Source organism: Candidatus Pantoea rara (assembly GCF_051136265.1).
Lineage (GTDB): Bacteria > Pseudomonadota > Gammaproteobacteria > Enterobacterales > Enterobacteriaceae > Pantoea > Pantoea rara.
The window spans coordinates 218,584-237,740 of record NZ_CP194942.1 but is presented as its reverse complement, the minus strand read 5'-3'; the positions used below and the strand labels follow the sequence as shown (position 1 = coordinate 237,740).

General features: G+C 55.5%; 18 protein-coding genes. 9 read left to right on the top strand and 9 right to left on the bottom strand.

From position 1 onward, the window contains the following. Nucleotides 1-14: 14 nt before the first annotated feature. The 3 genes from ACR8BF_RS01100 to ACR8BF_RS01090 all read right to left on the bottom strand — a co-directional run bounded on the left by ACR8BF_RS01100 (nucleotide 15) and on the right by ACR8BF_RS01090 (nucleotide 3,398). The gene (locus ACR8BF_RS01100) at nucleotides 15-1,406 is read right to left on the bottom strand and encodes a hypothetical protein (protein ID WP_292987116.1); all 1,392 of its coding nucleotides are present in this window, start codon (nucleotides 1,404-1,406) and stop codon (nucleotides 15-17) included. Further along, nucleotides 1,399-2,310: an alpha/beta fold hydrolase gene (locus ACR8BF_RS01095; RefSeq protein WP_292987118.1), complete on the bottom strand. Its 912-nt coding sequence runs from the start codon at nucleotides 2,308-2,310 to the stop codon at nucleotides 1,399-1,401. The genes ACR8BF_RS01100 and ACR8BF_RS01095 overlap by 8 nt, the downstream gene beginning before the upstream one ends. 341 nt (nucleotides 2,311-2,651) lie before the next feature. Beyond that, entirely contained in the window at nucleotides 2,652-3,398 is a 747-nt protein-coding gene (locus ACR8BF_RS01090; protein WP_434745447.1) for an SDR family oxidoreductase, read from the bottom strand. Nucleotides 3,399-3,534: 136 nt separating this feature from the next. Here ACR8BF_RS01090 and ACR8BF_RS01085 point away from each other — a divergent pair, with 136 nt between their 5' ends. Further along, a complete protein-coding gene (locus ACR8BF_RS01085; protein ID WP_179898717.1) occupies nucleotides 3,535-4,437 on the top strand; it encodes a LysR family transcriptional regulator in 903 nt (300 codons plus the stop codon). A gap of 255 nt (nucleotides 4,438-4,692) precedes the next feature. Beyond that, a complete protein-coding gene (locus tag ACR8BF_RS01080; RefSeq protein WP_179898716.1) occupies nucleotides 4,693-5,289 on the top strand; it encodes a glutathione S-transferase family protein in 597 nt (198 codons plus the stop codon). 371 nt (nucleotides 5,290-5,660) lie between these two features. On the opposite strand, the gene azuC is transcribed toward ACR8BF_RS01080, so the two are convergent. Together azuC and mntP are read right to left on the bottom strand one after the other, a co-directional pair. Next, a complete protein-coding gene (gene azuC, locus ACR8BF_RS01075; RefSeq protein ID WP_123809971.1) occupies nucleotides 5,661-5,738 on the bottom strand; it encodes a stress response protein AzuC in 78 nt (25 codons plus the stop codon). 117 nt (nucleotides 5,739-5,855) lie between these two features. Then, nucleotides 5,856-6,431, bottom strand: coding sequence for a manganese efflux pump MntP (gene mntP / locus ACR8BF_RS01070; protein WP_179898715.1), 576 nt, complete (start codon nucleotides 6,429-6,431; stop codon nucleotides 5,856-5,858). Between the two features lie 316 nt (nucleotides 6,432-6,747). On the opposite strand from mntP, the gene ACR8BF_RS01065 reads away from it, so the two are divergent. After that, a complete protein-coding gene (locus ACR8BF_RS01065) occupies nucleotides 6,748-6,990 on the top strand; it encodes a DUF1158 domain-containing protein (RefSeq protein ID WP_136197670.1) in 243 nt (80 codons plus the stop codon). On the opposite strand, the gene ACR8BF_RS01060 is transcribed toward ACR8BF_RS01065, so the two are convergent. Further along, nucleotides 6,980-8,416 carry a PLP-dependent aminotransferase family protein gene (locus tag ACR8BF_RS01060; protein ID WP_179898714.1) on the bottom strand — a complete coding sequence of 479 codons (1,437 nt, stop codon included), beginning with the start codon at nucleotides 8,414-8,416 and terminating at the stop codon, nucleotides 6,980-6,982. The two genes, ACR8BF_RS01065 and ACR8BF_RS01060, sit on opposite strands and share 11 nt — an antisense overlap. A 57-nt stretch (nucleotides 8,417-8,473) precedes the next feature. Here ACR8BF_RS01060 and ACR8BF_RS01055 point away from each other — a divergent pair, with 57 nt between their 5' ends. The 3 genes from ACR8BF_RS01055 to ACR8BF_RS01045 all read left to right on the top strand — a co-directional run bounded on the left by ACR8BF_RS01055 (nucleotide 8,474) and on the right by ACR8BF_RS01045 (nucleotide 13,568). Continuing rightward, nucleotides 8,474-8,929, top strand: a complete 456-nt coding sequence (locus ACR8BF_RS01055) for a carboxymuconolactone decarboxylase family protein (protein ID WP_179898713.1) — start codon at nucleotides 8,474-8,476, stop codon at nucleotides 8,927-8,929. Nucleotides 8,930-9,440: 511 nt separating this feature from the next. Continuing rightward, nucleotides 9,441-11,057 (top strand): malate dehydrogenase (quinone), encoded by a 1,617-nt coding sequence (gene mqo, locus ACR8BF_RS01050; protein ID WP_434745446.1) that lies wholly within the window; start codon nucleotides 9,441-9,443, stop codon nucleotides 11,055-11,057. Nucleotides 11,058-11,183: 126 nt separating this feature from the next. Further along, nucleotides 11,184-13,568, top strand: a complete 2,385-nt coding sequence (locus ACR8BF_RS01045) for a phosphoketolase family protein (protein ID WP_434745445.1) — start codon at nucleotides 11,184-11,186, stop codon at nucleotides 13,566-13,568. On the opposite strand, the gene ACR8BF_RS01040 is transcribed toward ACR8BF_RS01045, so the two are convergent. Further along, nucleotides 13,565-14,152, bottom strand: coding sequence for a LysE family translocator (locus tag ACR8BF_RS01040; RefSeq protein ID WP_179898710.1), 588 nt, complete (start codon nucleotides 14,150-14,152; stop codon nucleotides 13,565-13,567). The genes ACR8BF_RS01045 and ACR8BF_RS01040 overlap by 4 nt on opposite strands. Nucleotides 14,153-14,287: 135 nt before the next feature. On the opposite strand from ACR8BF_RS01040, the gene ACR8BF_RS01035 reads away from it, so the two are divergent. After that, nucleotides 14,288-15,775, top strand: a complete 1,488-nt coding sequence (locus ACR8BF_RS01035) for a PLP-dependent aminotransferase family protein (RefSeq protein WP_292987134.1) — start codon at nucleotides 14,288-14,290, stop codon at nucleotides 15,773-15,775. On the opposite strand, the gene ACR8BF_RS01030 is transcribed toward ACR8BF_RS01035, so the two are convergent. Then, nucleotides 15,742-16,365, bottom strand: a complete 624-nt coding sequence (locus ACR8BF_RS01030) for a glutathione S-transferase family protein (RefSeq protein WP_313701112.1) — start codon at nucleotides 16,363-16,365, stop codon at nucleotides 15,742-15,744. The two genes, ACR8BF_RS01035 and ACR8BF_RS01030, sit on opposite strands and share 34 nt — an antisense overlap. 106 nt (nucleotides 16,366-16,471) lie before the next feature. On the opposite strand from ACR8BF_RS01030, the gene ACR8BF_RS01025 reads away from it, so the two are divergent. Beyond that, nucleotides 16,472-17,320: a PhzF family phenazine biosynthesis protein gene (locus tag ACR8BF_RS01025; protein ID WP_434745444.1), complete on the top strand. Its 849-nt coding sequence runs from the start codon at nucleotides 16,472-16,474 to the stop codon at nucleotides 17,318-17,320. A gap of 39 nt (nucleotides 17,321-17,359) precedes the next feature. On the opposite strand, the gene ACR8BF_RS01020 is transcribed toward ACR8BF_RS01025, so the two are convergent. Next, complete coding sequence (locus ACR8BF_RS01020) at nucleotides 17,360-18,118, bottom strand: SDR family NAD(P)-dependent oxidoreductase (protein WP_179898706.1); 759 nt, start codon at nucleotides 18,116-18,118, stop codon at nucleotides 17,360-17,362. Between the two features lie 115 nt (nucleotides 18,119-18,233). On the opposite strand from ACR8BF_RS01020, the gene ACR8BF_RS01015 reads away from it, so the two are divergent. Further along, complete coding sequence (locus ACR8BF_RS01015; RefSeq protein ID WP_179898705.1) at nucleotides 18,234-19,133, top strand: LysR family transcriptional regulator; 900 nt, start codon at nucleotides 18,234-18,236, stop codon at nucleotides 19,131-19,133. Nucleotides 19,134-19,157: the final 24 nt, after the last annotated feature.

Sequence of the window (19,157 nt, the reverse complement as noted above, 5' to 3'; positions counted from 1 at the left end):
GGATGACGCGGCGGCTACGTCAGCGCCGTCAGCGTGACACCGTGTTTTGCTCCGTAACGCTTAATACCTGACATCACCGTCTCCGCACTCAGCGGAGGCGGTGGTGGCAACAGCGGTGCCCGTTCCCGTAGCGCTGAGTCGAAGCGGGCAAAGGTGGCGAAATCACGCGGGAAACGCTCTTCATCCACGCCAATGAAAACGCCTTCATCACGGGCATGAGAGAGCAGCGCCCGCCAGCGATCAATCTCCGCCAGCCCGATACTGTCAGTGCCGTGCGAAAAGAGCATCATGTCGATGTTGCGGAACGGCGGCTGCTTTTCCAGGAAGCGCTGCAGCGCTAACGCCGAGGATTCGCTACTGAAACTCAGCCAGAACGGAATCGCCTGCTGCTGCTGGGTACACCAGGGGTCCATGAGCAGGAAACTGTCCACCGTCAGCCGGGTCGGTAAGATGCCCGCCGCCAGATACCAGTCGCGGTAGATCTCCGCTACCACAAAACTCATCGCTTCCGGGTCTTCATAACGAATCTCCATCAGCTTCCAGTTCTGTGCTTCGGCCAGCTTTTTCAGTGGTGGGATCAGATAGCCATCCAGCCCCCATTCCGCTTCTGGCACCCGATCGGTGATGGCTGGCGGTGTCCAGCGGTCATGCTCGACGCCATAGCGCGCCAGATATTCCGCCACGCGCGGACCGCCCTGCATAAACTCTTTCTCACTGGCCCCGCCCGGCGCACCAAACTGAAAGAACGAGCGATCGCTGGTGCGCGTCACCGGCCACTGCTGGGTGCAGTGATTGATAAACAGCGTGGAACCCGCAGGCAGACTTCCCATCAGAAATTCGTTGAAGGCCAGTGGCATTTCGCGCAGTTTCAGCCGGAAATAACGCATCTGGTCGAGCATCAGGCGATCCTGATTCGGATCATGCATGTGGTGAACCGCCAGCCGTGGCCAGGCGGCCAGCAGCGCGGCAGCCACCTCTTTGCCCTGCTCAAAACTCGCCTGCGCATCATCGGGATCGTTGCTGGCGGCACGCACCGGACAGAGGAAGGTTTGCGGCAGCCAGGGGACATTCATCGCCGATGCAAGATGCACCAGCGCGCCGTTCGACGAGCCGATAAAGGCCGCCGGATAATCCTGCTGTGGATACTCACTCACCATCCATTCAGCGATGCCTTCTATATCCAGCTCACCCGCCTGGCGCAGGCTGATGCCTTCGGCCATGCCGCCCAGCGCATAACCCCACTCACGCAGCCCGGTCGGCAGACGATTCAGCGAAGGCAGCAGCCGGTCAAGCGTCGGTGACTGGCTCGGACTGGCAAAGGGGCGATCGTGTAGCGCATTCGCCAGCGCCAGCAACATGGCGGCGGCAGAGTCAAAACGGGCGATACCCTTGGGCGGTTTACTCATGCTGATTCTCCTGCTGAATGCGCGCCACGAACGGGCGGATGGCGTTGCAGAAACTCCACGGATAGACGTAGTGCAGCGTATGGGTGCCGTCGCGCAGCGTCAGGCGTTCACTGCGCGGCATCAGCGCGGCGAGTTCATCCAGCCAGCGCGCCGGGCAGATCGGATCGCGCGAGCCACGCAGCAGCAGCGTCGGCGCGTTGATATAAGTGAGGCGATGTTCGATGTGGTCGCGCATCATGACGCGCAACGTGCCAAACGCACGGCGCAGTCCCGCTTTTGCATAATCAATGCGCGCCAGCGAACCCGGCGAGCGATGCCCCTCCAGTCCGGTGTTACGCCAGCTGCGCCAGAGCTGACGCGTCAGGCTGCGCGCATGGCGATCCACCGTCGGCCCCTGCAGCACCAGCCCCGCCACTGCCTGCGGATATTTCACCGCCAGCGCGGCCAGAATCTGGCAGCCAAAACCGTTACCGACCCAGATGGCACGCTGAAACCCGTTGTGTTGCAGCCAGAGCCAGAGCGCGTCCGCCTGCTGATCCACCGTCATGACCGGCGCAGACGCGGGCAGCGTACTGGCCCCAAAGCCAGGCAGATCCGGCACCAGCACGTGATAGTCACGTCCCAGCGCCAGTGCCAGCGGCTCCATCGCCCGGCCCGACATGACCAGACCGTGAATCAATACCACCGGCAGTCCCTGATCTTCATTGGGTGTAACGCGGGTAAACATGCGCCAGTCGCCCACCTGCTGGAAGTAGCCTGCCAGCCCCGCATGATGACTACGCGGCGACACCGGCGGCGTTTGCTTGAGTTCCTGCCAGCGTTTCATACCCCAAAGCGTGGCCGCTACACCTAATCCTACGCCTGCCACAATCGCTGCCTGTTTTCGTCGATGCTTCTGGATCATCCGCTGCTCCTGGTTGGGGGGAATAATTCAGTGTAGGACGGGATCGGGTGGGCGGCGGGTTAATGGTGTGGTGGGGGTGAGAGATTGAGGGGTTATGTATTAAAGAAAACGGTGATGAGATGTGGCAGAGAAAGGCAATTACTGTATGAAATGATGTATGTTTGCTTTGAGCGAAAAGCGGACTTCTGCAATTGTCCCTCAAGGACGTATTACCCACTTGCGGCAGTGTTAATTAACCTTGAGCAGATCAATGGATAGACATCTCAGACTCCAGATAAAATCAAAACCCGTCGCTATAAAAGGTGGCGGGCTTGATTCACTGTAAACCTTATTATGGTGGCTTAGATTAAAACGCCGCCGTCGATGATGATTTCTGAACCCACCGTCCAGGCAGACTCATCAGAGGCGAAATAAAGCACCGCTTGCGCTACTTCCTGAGGCTTACCAAAACGACCTGCAGGGATGGTTGCAACGATATCTTTCATCACCTGATCATGATATTCCACCGGAATTCCCGCCTTATCATAAAGCGGTGTATCAACCGGGCCGGGGCTCACGGCATTGATACGAATCCCACGGGGAAGCAACTCGTTAGAGAGTGTTTTCGACATGTTAAGCAATGCTGCTTTCGTTGAGCCGTAAACTGAAGAATTTACGGGCCCTGTATGAGCATTTACAGATGTATTAAAGATCACTGATGCAGAGCTGGCGAAAACGGGCAGCAGAGACTGCATCAGGAAATAAGGACCTTTGACGTTGATATCATAAATGCGGTCGAACAGTTCCTCTGTCCATTGTTCAATTGGCATATACATTGATATGCCTGCATTCAGGAAAGCGATATCCAACTCACCAAAGTGTTCCTTTACAGTGTGAGCCAGCGCTTTTTGCGCATTTATATCAGCGGAATCAGCGCTTACCACTAAAACTCCATAACCCAGTTCTGCTTTCGCCTTTGCAATTGAATCCGGGTTAACCCCGGTAACAATAACGCGTGCACCTTCTGCAACAAACAGCTTCGCTGTTTCAAGACCAATACCACTTGTTCCACCTGTAATCAGTGCACGCTTGCCTTGTAATCTGGACATCTGAAAATCTCCTGCTGGCTTTAACAACGGATCGGCGAATGACCGACAGGAAGACAATATATGCTTATGCAAACTGAGTGATAAGATTGTATATTTGAATATATTTCATGCTTTAAAAGCATAAATGAGCAATTGAATGGATAAATTACTTTTGATGAGATGTTTTGTCCGTACCGTTGAAACAGGCAGCTTTTCCGCAGCTGGCAGAGATTTAGGTTTAGGGCAACCGAATATTAGCCGTCATGTAGCAACCCTCGAAGAACATTTGCAGACCAGATTACTTCACAGATCGACCCGCAAGCTCTCATTAACGCCTGAAGGCGAACGTTATTATCTGGAAACAAGGCGGATTCTTGAGGCTGTCGAAGAGTCAGAGTCTTCTTTCAGAGAAAATGTTACACCCACAGGGCTGTTACGCGTTGCCTGCCCCACAGCACTGGCTCATACATTCTTAGTTCCGCACATCCCGGATTTTTTAGAACGCAACCCTGAAATGGCACTGGACCTGCAGATTAATGACCGCTATGTCAATCTCGTTGATGAAGGGGCTGAGCTGGCCATACGGATTGGCCACCTGGAAGACAGTGCTATGCATGCCCGCAGGCTTGGCATGTTTGAGCGAGTCTGTGTTGCCAGTAATAAGTACCTGACTAAATATGGAACTCCTGATACGCCAGAAGATTTAAAAAAACATGAGTGTTTGATCTATACCCTGCTGACAACAGGCGCCACCTGGAGATTTAAGGATATCACTGTTCCTGTTTCTGGTCGGCTCAGGGTCAATTCACCTGAAGCAGTACAGAAATTTGTCAATGCGGGAATTGGAATCGCACAGGGCCCGGAATGGTTGTTTAAAGAGGGGCTGGAAAGTGGCGAATTACAATTATTGCTGACTGGTTACACTGCGTCGCCCGTTCCCATTCAGGCCGTTTATGTTGCCAATCGACTTTTGCCAAAAAGGGCGATTGTATTCATGGATTTTGTAGCAGGAATTTTTGAAAAAAATCACGCCTTCAAGGTTTGCAATCCCGTGAAATGAGCATGACATACAGAATATTACTGAATTTTCAGTAATATTGAGTCAACTTCAGGCGGTTTCTCTTAACCTCTACATCGCCTGAAAAATAGCCCAATGGCAACCGGTTTTACTATGCTCAGGCAGCTCCCTGCGTCCGCTCCTGGCACAAAGTGGACCTAACCGCGGGGGATATATGCTATGCGCGAAAAGCGGAAATTTTGACATGAGCTACCTACTTAACTTATAAAATTGCTTTCACAACAAAGGGATATTGAATTGAAGATCTATACCTACCCTAAAAGCCGATCATTAAGAGTACTCTGGGCTCTTGAAGAGATGGGCGCGAATTACGAGTCCATCAGAGTCGAGCTTTTGAACCCTGCTTCTGAGGTTAAATCACCCCATCCATTAGGAAAAGTTCCTTTTTTGACCGATGGTGACGTGTCAATCAGTGAAACCTTAGCGATCTGTATTTACCTGTGTGAACAACATAAAGACATCTCTATTTATCCCGCAACCGCTGAAGAAAAAGCCTCCGTTAATTCGTGGTTAAGCTTCACGCTATCCGATCTGGAAGCCCCCGTCTGGGGTCTGCTCAAACATATTGTCTTCACTCCCGAAAACCAACGTTCGCCGGATATAATGAATTACCTCAGTAAGGAAGCAGATAAAGTTATTTCTCAGATTCGCTTTAACCCCACTCAAGCATGGATTGCAGGTAATAACTTTACACTGGCCGATATTTTTCTTTCTCATACGTTGTTATGGGCAAAGCTGTGCGGATTGGAAATCACCGAAGAGATTGATAGCTACATATGCAGAGCAACGAGTCGCCCCGCTTTCTTGAAGGCTCAGGAAGTAAATAATCGCTAATCAGGTTTTGTCATCTCTTAAGGGTTCATCAACGTTCGAATCTGGCACAAAGCGGACATTTAGCCTCATTGTGAGTAAACATTAATGTCAAATTAGCAACGAGTCATCACCTGACAACTTGCCTGACACCGCTTAATCCAAACATAAAAAACATCACAACCGACACATAAAGCACGGAAGCAAAAAGGCGTCATTTTGTCGCCAGAAAGTGTTTTTAGCGCGAAGACAACAAGAAGAGTGACAGAAGCAGATTAGACGCACCAGGAAGTGCAAAAACGCGGGTTTACTCAGAAGAAAGCAAAAGCAAAAGGTGATAATCACAGGTCGATCCCTGACCGCGATTATCGAGGGTTTCTTGCGGGGTACTGTACTTAGTACATGGCACCCGGCGGCACGTGTTTGAACGTCTCAACGTAGGCGCGGAACACGTGTTTAATGATGCGTTTCATAAAATACCTGATTCAAATTTAGTTGAAGATATACCGAAAAAGTATAGCCTCTGTGCGTTTTAACAGCAAATAAATTTGAACCAGATCACAAAAATGACGCTTTTATGTGCAAAAGCCCTAGGCGGTGTAGCCAAGATGCTGCAACAGAATGGTGGAGCCGACAGCGATTAAAACCACGCCACCCAGCACTTCCGCCCATTTGCCCAGTACCGGACCGATAAAGCGTCCGACTAATACACCGGTCGTCGCCATCACCGTGGTGGCAGCACCAATGGTCAGCGCAGTAGTGAGAATGTTCACCTGCAGGAAAGCCAGACCAACACCGACCGCCAGCGCATCCAGGCTGGTCGCGACGGCGGTGGTCGCCAGGACCATAAAGCCATGACTTTGCGGGGCTTCACAAGGTTCTGCGACGGCTGTCTGACGAAAACCTTCCATCATCATACGGCCACCCAGAAATGCCAGCAGGGTGAAGGCAACCCAGTGATCCCACGCCATGATGTAACGGCTGGCGGCCAGGCCAAGCGCCCAGCCAATCAGTGGGGTCAGCGCTTCAATAGAGCCGAAGATCAGACCGGTACGCAGCGCTTCTTTAAAACCAGGACGATGCAATGTGGCACCTTTGCCCAGCGCAGCGGCAAACGCGTCCATCGACATACCCAGCGCAAGAATTAAAGTGGCAATAAAGGTCATGATTTATTCACCTGGGGCGAAAAAGCGGCAATTCACGCTGAATTCACCACACAAAGTGTTCAGTTATGAAAAAGTGGGCGCAGTCTACCACGCAAACCTCAAGATAAAAAGACAGTAAAATCAGGGCTTTAAGTATAGCAAAGGCTATAACTCTTATCATTCGCTATGAATGGCGCTAAGTCGATGGTGGCAAAGCCTTTTCTGGCCGTTTCCTTTGCCCTGCAATGCGCCCTGGGCGCGTATTGCCGCACGCCACCATTGAACCCTGTCGCCGATTACCGGAAAATGCCTGGCTGATAAATATGAGATACCGGTTATGAATAACCCTTTTGAAACATTGATCGTGCCTGGCGGCATTTTGCTGCTGGGTTTTCTCTCGGCGCTGCTGCTGCCCGCGCCCGCCTTTAGCGTGACGGTGGCGCAGCATCTGTTGCAGATGTTCCATTTACAGGATCTGAATCAGCTCTACACGGTGGTGTTTTGCGTCTGGTTTTTGCTGCTGGGCGCCATAGAGTTTTTTGTTATCCGCTTTGTCTGGCGTCGCTGGTTCAGAGGCTGACCGCCTGCGCATCGACCAGGGCTTTTAGCCGTTCGGCGCTGCGCGCGTAACCTTCACGCGGCAGATGTGCCGCACCCAGCACCAGACCCGCACCGCGCTGATCGGCCTGCTGATACCAGATCGACAGCGGCGAAGGTGCCATGCCCCACTCCACCGCCTGCTGCGCAATGGCCTCATCCGGCGTACCGGCGGGTAAGCGGACAATCACCGCCAGCCCGGCACGTTGCAGGTCAGGAAAGTGAGGATGGAGCGCCGCGATCATCTGTTCCAGTCGCTCATGATAGATGCGCTTCATGCGCCGAAGATGCCGCATAAAGTGACCTTCCCGCAGAAACTCCGCCACCGCGTTGTGCAACAATCCTGAGGATGCAGGCGAAAGCAACGCGCAGACCTCGCTGAAGCGCGACGTCAGCGCGGGCGGAACCACCATAAAACCCAGCCGCAGTTGCGGCGTCAGCGTCTTGCTGAAGGTACCGATGTGCAGCACCCGCCCCTCGCTATCGAGTGCTGCGAGTGCCGGAGCCGCACGGTTGCCGGGCTGAAGCTCGCCGAGATAGTCATCTTCGATAATCCAGCGCTGCTCCCGGCTGGCCCAGTTCAGCAATTCATGGCGGCGTACCAGGCTCATGGTCATGCCAAGCGGCGCCTGCTGTCCCGGGGTGACCAGCGCGAAAGCGGCATCCGGCGCGCGGGCAATCCCGGCCTCCACCTGCAACCCTTCAGCATCAACCGGCACGGAAACCGGCGTGACACGCAATGCTTCAACCGCGCGACGTGCCACCCAGAAGCCGGGATCTTCCAGCCAGGCTGTTTTTCCCTGAAAATCCATCGCCAGCCCAATCAGGCCCATCGCGCCCGCATAACCGCTGGTGATAATGATCTGGTCCGCCTGACAGCGCAGGCCGCGTGCCACCGCCAGGTAGGCCACCAGCGCCTGACGCAGCGCTACGCTACCGCGCGGATCGGGATAGCTGGCCGCTCTGCTGGCCTGCATGCGCGCATGACGCTGGAGAATGCGCAGCCAGACTTTCGCCGGGAATGCATCGCTGGCCGGAATGCCCATCTGAAAGGTCAGCGGTGCCGCGTCATATTCTTCTGCGCCCTCCAGTAGCAGACGTTCAGTATTAGCACCGGCCGGTTTTAGCGGTAGTAATGCGCTGACAAAGGTGCCCGCCGCGCCTCTGGCCTGCAGAAACTGACCCTCAACCAGCATGTCATAGCTGGCACGAACGGTGCCGCGCGCTACGCCGAGCTGCGCCGCCAGATCGCGGCAGGAGGGCAGACGTGCGCCGGGCTGTAAACGCCCTTCACCAATCGCCTGTTCAATCAGCTGGCGCAATTGCTCGCTGAGGCCGCGTGAAGTGCCACGCTGCAGTGTGAGTGTAGAAAACGGTGATGGACCAGTCAGACTCTCATTTTTTGGCACTTTATCTGCTCCATTGAAAGGCCGAAAATCGCCTCATCAACCCCAGGAGGCAATAAGATGAGCGAACGTATTGATTTTCACAGTGCAGCACCGGCAGGCATGAAAGCGCTGGGCGGCGTATACAGTTATCTGGCGCAAACCGATCTGCCGCTCACTTTACTGGAACTGCTGTTCCTGCGCATATCCCAGATTAACGGCTGCGCCTACTGCATTGATATGCATACCAAAGCGCTGAATAAATCGGGTATGAGCTGGGATAAGATCGTACTGACATCTGTCTGGCATGAATCCGGCACGCTGTTCAGTGATAAAGAAAAGGTGGCCCTGCACTGGGCTGAATGCCTGACACTGATTGCTCAGCAGGGCGCGCCAGACACTCGCTATAACGCACTGAAAGTCCACTTCAGTGAAAAAGAGATTGTCGATCTGAACATCGCAATTGGCCTGATGAACACCTATAACCGCATGGCGATAAGTCTGAAAAAGCTCCCTGCCAGCGCGAATCAGTCATAAGTGAATCCGATGCGTGCGCGGGTGCGAACGCATTTTAAGACTCACAAAAATGTAACATTATTTTTACAACAGAGGGCGTTAAGGCTCTCTGCTCCCGATTCCTGTTATTCCTCGCTGCATAATAAATCGCTAAATTTCAGCTAATTAAATAATTCCGCCCTGTTCGCATCCTTTCCGCCACTGCACCAGCATGGGGCTTTTCCGCAACATGGATTTTCAGTTAACTCACTGACTTACCTCTAAAAAAACGCTAATACGCCACTGAGCCTGATGATTAATTCTTATGCTGAATCATTTCTGCATTTAAAAAATAAACTAATGTTTAATTCAGATGCGAGAATGTTATATTCAGATGACTAAGCATAACGTTCAGTTAACGCGTTATCACCGCTTTAACCCTATACCTGAGACTTAACCTTTGAGAAATAGCGCAACGCGCTCGTAAGAAGCGTGACTATTTCGCCTGCGAAACTGTTGGGCTTCAGGTCAACAGAAGAGGAGATGTCGCCTCATGAGCAATTCAGCTGTAAACCTTGCGCTCGCGATGAGTGCCATGGCAAAGGACACCACTATTACCGCGCAGGAGCGCAAAGACGTTGACGTGCTGCTGATTGGTGCTGGTGTGATGAGCGCTACCCTCGGTGCATGGCTGCAGGAGTTAGAGCCGGACTGGTCTATCGAAATGGTGGAGCGGCTCGATAGTGTGGCCGAAGAGTCATCCAATGGCTGGAATAACGCGGGCACCGGTCATGCGGCGCTGGCGGAGCTGAACTATACACCTCAGCAGACCGATGGCAGCATCGACATCTCCAAAGCGATAACGATCAACGAATCGTTCCAGATTTCCCGCCAGTTCTGGGCTTATCAGGTCCAGAAAGGCAATCTGCGCAATCCTAAAAGCTTTATTCACAGTACGCCGCACATGAGCTTTGTCTGGGGTGACGACAACGTCGACTTCCTGCGCAAGCGCTTCCAGGCACTGCAGAAAAGCACCCTGTTCCGTGGCATGGCCTACTCCGAAGATCCGCAGCAGATTGCCCGCTGGATCCCGCTGGTGATGAATGGCCGTGACCGCAGCCAGAAAGTGGCCGCGACCTGGACGGAGATGGGTACCGATGTGAACTTCGGTGAAATCACCCGTCAGTTAATTGCCACGTTAGAGAAGAAAGAGAATTTCCAGCTGCGTCTCCGTCAGGAAGTGCGTGAGCTGAAAAAGCTGGCTGATGGTCGCTGGCAGGTCACGCTGCAGTGTCTGAACAGCGGCACGCGTCGCACGCTGACCGCAGGCAAAATATTTATCGGAGCTGGCGGCGCGGCGTTACCGCTGTTGCAGAAGGCCGGCATTCCGGAAGCCAACGGCTACGCCGGTTTCCCGGTAGGTGGTTCGTTCCTGGTCACGGAAAACCCGCAGGTCGTCGAGCAGCACATGGCCAAGGTCTACGGCAAAGCCAGCGTGGGTGCGCCACCCATGTCCGTGCCACACGTCGACACCCGCGTGCTGGATGGCAAGCAGGTGTTGCTGTTTGGCCCGTTCGCCACCTTCTCGACCCGGTTCCTGAAGCAGGGTTCGCTGATGGATATGTTCACCTCGCTGAACAGCAGCAATATGCTGCCAATGGTTAAAGTCGGGCTGAAAAGCTTTGATCTGGTGAAATACCTGATGGATCAGGTACTGCAAAGTGACCGTGACCGTATGGACGCGCTGCGTGCCTATGTGCCGCAGGCGAAACAGGAGGACTGGCGCCTTGTCACAGCCGGTCAGCGTGTGCAGATCATAAAAAAAGATGAGAAAGAGGGCGCTGTGTTGCGTCTGGGCACCGAAGTCGTCGCTTCACAGGATGGTACGATTTCAGCTCTGCTGGGTGCCTCGCCGGGCGCGTCTACGGCAGCACCGATCATGCTGGAGCTGCTGCACAAGGTCTGTCCTGAGCAGATGGCTTCGCCGGAATGGCAGAACAAAATCCGTGCGGTAGTCCCCTCCTGGGGTCGTAAGCTGAACGGCGACGTGGCGCTGACAGAAAAAGTGTTAGCTGAAACCAGCCGTATTCTCCAGCTTGACTACTCGCCGGTCACCCCGATGGCGGCCAACGATGAAGGACGGGAAACCGCATTCGTCGTCGGCAAGTAATTCAGCGCCATTGATAAAAAGGCTCCGCATGGCGGGGCCTTTTTTATTGGGCGGTTGCCTGGTCGTTCCGAGGATTCTCTATTAGGGTTAAGACATCTTTTAGCTGAACGATCAGGAGGAACCCGCATGTCTTACTCCCCTGCGTCACCCGAACTTACCCTGCTCGACCGCTACTGGCGGGCGGCGAATTACCTCTCCGTCGGACAGATTTACCTGATGGATAACCCGCTGTTGCGCGAGCCACTCAGGCCGGAACATATTAAACCGCGTCTGCTGGGTCACTGGGGCACCACGCCAGGTCTGAATTTTATCTATGCCCACCTCAACCGTGTTATTCGCCTGCGCGACCTGAATATGATCTACATCTGCGGGCCAGGTCATGGCGGCCCCGGCATGGTGGCGAATACCTGGCTGGAGGGCAGCTACAGCGAAATTTATCCGCACATCTCTCAGGATGCGGCAGGCATGCAGCGCCTGTTTAAACAGTTCTCCTTTCCGGGTGGCATTCCCAGCCATGCGGCGCCGGAAACGCCCGGCTCGATTAATGAAGGCGGTGAGCTGGGCTACTCACTCTCTCATGCCTTTGGTGCGGCCTTCGATAATCCCGATCTGGTGGTGCCGTGCGTGATTGGCGACGGCGAAGCGGAGACCGGGCCGCTGGCCTCCAGCTGGCACGGCATCAAATTCCTCAATCCTGAACGTGACGGCGCGGTGCTGCCGATTCTGCATCTTAATGGCTACAAGATTGCTAACCCGACGCTACTGGGTCGAAGCAGCGATGAGGATCTGCACCAGCTATTCAGCGGCTATGGCTATGAGCCAATATTCGTCTGCGGGCATGAGCCGGAAAAAATGCATCCGCTGATGGCGGAGGCACTGGATAACGCCTTCAATAAGATCGCTGAGTATCAGCGTGAGGCGCGCAGCGGCAACGCCAGCACCGACGTGCCACGCTGGCCGATGATTATCCTGCGCAGCCCCAAAGGCTGGACCGGCCCAAAAACGGTGGATGGCAAAAAAGTGGAGAATTTCTGGCGCGCGCATCAGGTGCCGGTCGCGGCCTGTCGTGAAGATGAAGGTCATCGACAGATCCTTGAAACGTGGATGCGCAGCTATCAGCCCGACGACCTGTTTGATGAACAGGGTCGCCTGAAGCCAGAACTGCAGGCGCTGGCACCGGAAGGCGAAAAACGCATGGGGGCTTCGCCTTATGCCAATGGCGGCCTGCTACGCCGTGAGCTGGATGCACCTGACATTGCGGAGTTTGCCTGCGATGTCAGCGAGCCAGGCACGGAGATGGCGCAGGCCACTGAGCATCTGGGGCGCTATCTCAGCGTACTGTTCCAGCGGAACCGCGATAATTTCCGCCTGTTTGGCCCGGATGAAACCGCCTCTAACCGCCTGACACCTGTCTTCGATGTGACCAGCCGCACCTGGCTGGAACGAACCGAGCCGTACGATGAGCAGCTGGCGCGGGATGGCCGGGTGATGGAAATCCTCAGTGAGCATCAGTGTCAGGGCTGGCTTGAAGGCTATCTCCTGACCGGTCGCCACGGGCTGTTCAACTGCTATGAAGCTTTTATTCATATCGTCGATTCGATGTTTAACCAGCACGCCAAGTGGCTGAAAGTGTCACGTAAACTGGGCTGGCGCAAACCGATCTCGTCACTGAATTATCTGCTCTCTTCGCACGTCTGGCGTCAGGACCACAATGGTTACAGCCATCAGGATCCGGGCTTTATCGATCATGTCGCCAACAAGAAAGCGGACATCGTGCGCATCTATCTGCCGCCCGATGCTAATACGCTGCTGTGGGTGGGCGATCACTGCCTGCGCACCTGGGATCGGATTAATGTGATTGTGGCGGGCAAACAGCCTGCGCCGCAGTGGCTGGATATGGCCAGTGCGGTGACCCATTGTGAAGCGGGTATGGGCGAGTGGCGCTGGGCGGGCACCACACCGGAGAATGACCAGCCGGATGTGGTGATGGCCTGCGCCGGTGATGTGCCGACTATGGAAACCATGGCGGCGGTGGATCTGCTGCGTGAGATGTTGCCCGAACTGCGCATCCGCGTGGTGAACGTGGTCGATCTGCTGGCGCTGCAGCCGGAAGATCAGCATCCGCATGGCAAATCTGATGCGGAATTCGACGCACTGTTTACCCAGGATAAACCGGTGATCTTTGCCTTCCACGGCTATCCGACGCTGATACATCGGCTGACCTATTCACGCACCAATCACCGCAACTTCCATGTGCGCGGCTTTAATGAAGAGGGAACCACTACCACGCCATTTGATATGACGGTGCTGAACGAGCTTGACCGCTATCATCTGGCGCAGGAGGCGATTCTGCGCGTGCCGGGCCTGGCCGATGCCCATCCGGAGCTGCTGGAAGATTTACAGCAGCGTCTGGCGGAGCATCATCGCTATGTTCGTGAACATGGCGAAGATTTGCCGGAAGTACAGAACTGGAAATGGCCGTCGGCCACCGCGCCGGGTGCACCTGATTAAGCGGCCAGCAGCGCGTCGGTCAGCATCCAGATGGTGGTCGCCACCAGCGACAGCGCCATCAGGCTGTTAAACAGCTGACGCTTCCAGGCAATCTGCAGATGGCTGCGCAGGCGATCGCCCAGCGCAGCCCAGATCAGGATGCAGGGCAGATTGAGCAGCATAAAGCCGATCATCACCGTCAGCACGCCGTTGCTGCCGCTGTAAAGCAGCGCGACGTTGGTGGCCATCAGCCAGGCTTTAGGATTGACCGCCTGGAAGCAGGCGCCGCCCACCAGCGTCATCGGCTGTGGGCGGGTTCGCGCTTCGGGTGCACCGGCGCGAAAAATCTTCCAGGATAACCACATCAGATAGCTACAGCCTGCCAGCGTCAGCGGCAGGCGAATCGCCGCCATCCAGTGCAGTAACACCTCCAGCGCCATGCCAGCCATCACCGTCTGCACCGCACAGCCCACTAGTATGCCGAACACCATCGGCAGGGTTCGCCGCATGCCAAAATTGACCCCGGAGGTCGCCAGCAACAGGTTGTTCGGGCCTGGCGTAATGGACATCACGGTAACGTAACTGAAGAAAGAGGGATCGAGCATGATGGCTCTCCTGAAAAGTGGGCAGAATTCTATGCTACGGCGGGGAAAGGGATGGTAACAGTGACACAAAATCACTATTGTTATGGATACAGTTCTTATTAACAGCAATTGTACCCATCCAGACCGGAGGCGACTGTGTCCCTTGCTCCTACTTCCGATCAGCCGCTCTATCAGCAGCTGGCAGACAGCTTCGCTGAGGCCATCCATCAGGGCACGCTGAAACCGGGCAAACGCCTGCCGGCGATTCGCCGTGTTGCCCAGTCACACCAGGTTAGCGTCAATACGGTGCTCAACGCCTGGCAGATGCTGGAAGATCGCGGGTTGATTGAGGCGCGACCGCAGTCGGGCTATTACGTGCGCGGCGTGTTGCCTGCCGTAACCCGTCACGGTCAGCATAAGACCCGGGTACGCGACCCCAGCAGCGGCAAGCTCGACCTGATCGATAAGGTATTTGCGGCGCAGAATCATCCGGACTACACCAATATCTCTCTGGCCTGCCCGCAGGATAGTGAACTGTTTCCTGCGGTGCGCATCGCCCGGATTACGGCCTCCTTGTTGCGCCGTCATCCCAACATGATCGGTCGCTATGCGCTTCCGCCCGGTAGTGAGCGCTTACGGGAGGAGATAGCGCGACGGGCGCTGCACGCCGGGCAGACGCTCACCGCCGATGAGATCACCCTGACTCATGGCTGCATGGAGGCACTTCAGCTGGCATTGCGGGCGGTTACGCAGCCTGGTGACTGCGTCGGGCTGGAGTCACCGACCTACTTCTTCCTCTTCCCGCTGCTGGCCTCGCTCGGCCTGAAGGCGCTGGAAATCCCCACCGACCCGCAGCATGGGCTGTCGCTGGATGCACTGGAGATGCTGCTGCAGGAGCAGCGCATTAAGGCACTGATTGCGATGCCGAGCGCGCAGAACCCGCTGGGCTGCGGTATGTCGCTGGAGAACAAGAAGCGGCTGGCGAAGTTAGTGAATACTTACCACGTTCCGCTGATAGAAGATGGGCTATATGACGAGTTGCAGTTCGACTGGCCGCTCTCGCCCGCCGTGAAAGCCTTTGATCGCGATGGCTGGGTGATCTACTGCACCAGCTTCACCAAAACTGTGGCCCCCGATTTCCGTATTGGCTGGACCGCCGCTGGCCGTTTTCATGATGCGATTGCCCGGCTGAAAGCAGTGTCATCGATGGCCGAGTCCGCCCTGCTGTCTGAAACGCTGGCGGAGTTTCTCGCTTCCGGCGGTTACGACCACCATTTGCGCACGCTGCGCCGTCGTTACGCAGCTAACCTGGATGAGGCGCGGGGTCTGATCGCCCGCTACTTCCCGGAGGGCACGCGCGCAACGCTGCCGCGTGGCGGCTTCGTCTTCTGGGTCGAGTTACCGGGCGGCGTGAATACCACCGAGATGTTTGATCGACTGCTGCAGGAGCAAATTTGCGTCACGCCTGGCGCGCTCTATTCACTGAGCGAACGCTACAACCATGCGCTGCGACTCTCCTGCTGCTATCCGTTTGATGCGCGCTACTCCCGGGCAATTCAGCGCGCGGGTGAAATCGCCTGTGAACTGGCAGGAATCCCGTGCGGCGAGGCTCAGGGTGTACCGTTGCGGCCCCAGACGGTATAGCCGCGACGTTCAGTCAGGCGCTCATAATAAGTCCGCACCGCAGGGTAATCGGGATGGTCGAGCGGGGTTTCAAACCAGCGGTTCACCGCCAGACCGATCGGAATATCTGCCAGCGTGAAATTACGCCCGGCAACGTAGCGACCGGTTTTTTCCAGTTGCTGATTGAGAATGCTCATGGTGTGTGCCCAGCCTTTACTGGCTGCCGCCAGCAGACGTGGATCCTGATGAGCCGGTGAATTTCGCACCAGCGACATAAATGCGTAGCGCCAGGAGGTGTTGAGTTCGGTGGCTTGCCAGTCTATCCACTGATCCACAGGCGCCCGCGTTTGCGGATGATGAGGATAGAGCCATTCGCCGCCATAGGCATTCGCCAGATAGCGCAGAATGGCATTGGACTCCCACATCACAAAGTCATCATCTTTCAGAACCGGCACCATCGCATTCGGATTCAGTGCCATGAATTCCGGCAGGTGGGTTGAGCGGAAGCCGTCGCCCCACTCTTCGCGCTGATACGCAAGGTCAAGCTCGTCACACAGCCATAAAACTTTGCGCACGTTGATTGAGGAGGCGCGTCCCAGGATCGTTAGCATTCAGAGTCTCCGATAAAATCTTTAACTTATTGATAACGCTGTTAGCTGTTATAAGCAATCATCCGGCAGAGAAAAGGCCACACTGAACCCAGAGCAAGGAGTCACAATGAAGGTCGCGTTTAAGCAAGTCGATGTGTTTACCTCATCCGCCTTTAATGGCAATCCGCTGGCGGTGATTATGGATGCTCAGGGGTTAAGCGATAGCCAGCTGGCAGCGATTGCCCGCTGGACTAACCTGTCAGAAACCACCTTTGTGCTGCCGCCACAGCACGAAGAGGCGGACTACCGGGTACGTATTTTTACCGTGGAAGGCGAGCTGCCATTTGCCGGTCATCCGACGCTGGGCACCGCGCACGCGCTACTGGAGGCGGGCTGGCCAATCCGTACACCGGGTGAAATTGTGCAGGAGTGCGGCGTCGGTAACGTGACGGTAAAGATGGGTGAAACAGGTGAACTGGCGTTTGCCGCACCTGCTGCCACCCTGATGCCGTGGCAGGATGCGCTGATGGGGAACGCCTTTAACAGCAATGCGTTCGATCTGACGCAAAGCCCGACCATCGTGGATATGGGAATTCGCTGGCTGCTGGTACCGATGATCACCGCCGACGCCGTGCTGGCGCTGCAGCCCAATGTCAGCGATTTGCAGCGCCTGATTAAACATGCAGGTGTGGCGGGCGTGATGCCGTTTGGCCGCTTACCTGAGGGCGAGCCTGAGCAGTATGAAGTGCGTGGCCTGCTGGTAGAGCATGGTAGCCTGACCGAAGATCCGGTGACCGGCAGCGCCAACGCCTGTCTGGCGCGTTACTTCGCAGCGGCAGGCCATACCACCGCCTATCGCGTTCGCCAGGGAACGGCCCTGCAGCGTGCAGGCCGGGTGAACGTATCTTTCGCCGGTGAGACCATCTGGATTGGCGGCAATACGGTTACCGTCATTGATGGCACCATTACGCTGTGAAAGGCGGCGGCGTCGTGTTAACCGCGACGCCGCCCGCCGTTAAATTCCCTGACCGCCTGACGCTTCAATACGCTGCGCGGTAATCCAGCCGGTTTCGTCACTCAGGATCGCACTGATGGCATCGCCGATATCATCCGGCAGTCCGACCCGGCCAAGCGCCGTCAGTCCGGCAATCTGATCGTTAATCTCGCGGGTGTCGCGTACACGGCCACCACCGAAGTCGGTCTCTATCGCACCAGGCGCCAGGATATTGACGCGAATGCGCCGTTCGCCCAGCTCTTTCGCCTGATAGCGCGTCAGGACTTCCATCGCCCCTTTCATCGACGCATAGGTCGAAGAGCCAGGATAGACCAGCCGGGTCAGCCCGCTGGAAATATTCAGGATGCGGCCGCCGTCGTTGATCAGCGGCAGCAGTTTCTGGGTGAGAAAGTAAGGCCCTTTAAAATGCACATTCACCAGCGCATCAAATTCCGCCTCGGTGGTGTCGGTAAAGGGCTTGTAGTGTCCGTGACCGGCATTGTTCACTAAATAATCAAAGCGCTCACATTGCCACTGCTGCTGAAGCGCCTGATTCACTTCTCCGACAAAGCGATCGAACTGGCCGGTTTCGCCGACATCCAGGGCCAGCGCCACGGCGCGCCTTCCCAGCGCCTCAATTTCCTTTACGACCGCCTGCGCCTCATCGGCATGGCTGCGGTACGTCAGAATGATATCGGTGCCTCTGGCAGCCAGTTTTAAGGCTCCATTTCGGCCTAAACCACGGTTTCCACCGGTAATTAACGCTATTTTCTGATTCATCGCTCTCGCCTGTTGAAAAATTGAACACGGGTTAAGGATATTCGCGAATTATTGATCTATAAACAGGGTTAAACGCGCATCACTGTTTCAATAAAGACAACAATCGGTGAACAACATGGACAAAATTCACGCAATGCAGGTGTTTGTGCGGGTGGCCGAAATGGGCAGTTTTACCCGCGCCGCAGAGAGTTTAGGCGTACCAAAAGGCAGCGTATCGCGACAGATTCAGGCGCTGGAGAATCAAATGGCAACACGTTTGCTGCATCGCACCACGCGCCGGGTGCAGCTGACCCAGGATGGATTAGTTTATTACGATCGCTGTCTGGATTTATTGTCGATGATTGACGATTTAGACAGCCTGTTCCAGCACGAACCCGCCTCACTCAGCGGTAAACTGCGGGTCGATATGTCGGTAGCGATGGCCACCGGTTTTGTCCTGCCAAGGCTGCCAGAATTTTTGCAGCACTACCCCGGTGTGGAGATTGAGCTGAGCAGCAGCGACCGGCAGGTGGATGTTATCCGCGAAGGGTTTGATTGTGTACTTCGGGTCGGAGAACTCAAAGATTCAGGCCTGATTGCGCGAAAAATTGGTACCCACACCTTGATCAACTGTGCCAGCCCTGGCTACCTTTCGCGGTTCGGCATGCCGACGCGTCTGGAAGAGCTGTCGCAGCATGCGATGGTGCATTACAGCCAGCAGCTCGGTCAGGCATCACCCGGGTTTGAATATTTTGATGGCAGGCAGTGCCATTACGTTCATACCGGCGGCGTGGTGACGGTGAACAGCACTGAAACCTATCGCGCCGCCTGTCTGGCAGGATTAGGCATTATTCAGGTGCCTGCCGCCGGGATTCAGACATTACTGGAAAGGGGCGAGCTGGTGGAAGTGTTGCATCGCTTCCCCGCCAGACCGATGCCAATCCATCTGCTCTATCCGCACCGCCGCAATGTGGCACGTCGCGTGCGGGTATTTATGGAGTGGCTGAGTCAGGTGTTACAGGAGTACGTCACCTGAGCGGCTATACTTTGATTTTAATGA